This window comes from Herbaspirillum sp. B65 (assembly GCF_000333555.1).
In the GTDB taxonomy this organism is placed as follows: domain Bacteria; phylum Pseudomonadota; class Gammaproteobacteria; order Burkholderiales; family Burkholderiaceae_D; genus Herbaspirillum; species Herbaspirillum rubrisubalbicans.
Window position 1 is genome coordinate 1 of sequence record NZ_BADI01001129.1, and the last position, 822, is coordinate 822.

An 822-nucleotide genomic window follows, 5' to 3' on the forward strand; every position below is an offset into this window, starting at 1 on the left:
CGCAGTTCCCGCTGCATTCCGGCCGTATCCTCGGGCTGACCGGCCGCGTATTGATCTCGTTGATGGGAGTGCTGGTGGCGATGCTATCAGTCACTGGCGTGGTCATCTGGGCACGCAAGCGCCGTGCACGTCTGCAACAGCGCCAGCGTCTGGCCACCCAAAAGATACCGGCCCGCGAGGGGCCGGTGGCGAAACTGCGCTAAAACAATGAAGGCGGCGGTGCCGGTCTCAATGCGCCATCAGCACCGGTAGCGTCATCGTCTTGAGGATGGTCAGCGTCACCCCGCCCAGCAACACTTCACGGAAGCGGGTGTGGCCGTAGCCGCCCATGACTAGCAGGTCCGAACCCTTGTCGGCGGCCAGCGAGAGCAGGGCGTTGCCGATGTCCAGCGGGGTCTGTTCCTGGGCCACTTCCACCTTCACACCATGGCGCGCCAGGTAGAGCGCAATGTCGGCGCCCGGCTGTTCGCCATGGGTGCCCAGGCGCTTGTCGGAATTGAAGATCACCACTGTCACGTTGTCAGCCTGGCGCAGCAGCGGCAGGGCGGCGGTGATGGCGCGGGTCGATTCCATGCTGCCATCCCAGGCGATCAGGGCATTCTTGCCCACGTGCTTGAATTCACCGGCGCTGGGGATGATCAACACCGGGCGCGGGGAGTTGAGCATCACGTATTCGGGCAGATCGGTCAGGAAGCTGTCGTCGGCATCGTCCAGGTCGGCCTGGCTGACCACCACCAGGTCGGCATAACGCGCTTGCAGGGCCAGTCCGCCCTCGGCATCGTCATCAACGAAGCGTTTTTCGCAGGAGGGCACGCCCACGCT

2 protein-coding genes are annotated in these 822 nt (G+C 64.4%); one reads left to right on the forward strand and one right to left on the reverse strand.

Annotated features, from left to right (window positions below; translation table 11 throughout):
* Window positions 1-203 (forward strand): PepSY domain-containing protein (locus I5W_RS26665; RefSeq protein ID WP_044531529.1); only part of this gene is annotated, 203 nt, incomplete at its 5' end.
* A 25-nt stretch (window positions 204-228) separates the two neighbouring features.
* Here the strand turns inward: I5W_RS26665 and I5W_RS26670 are convergent.
* On the reverse strand, window positions 229-822 hold a 594-nt coding region (locus I5W_RS26670), incomplete at its 5' end, for a universal stress protein (RefSeq protein ID WP_044531530.1).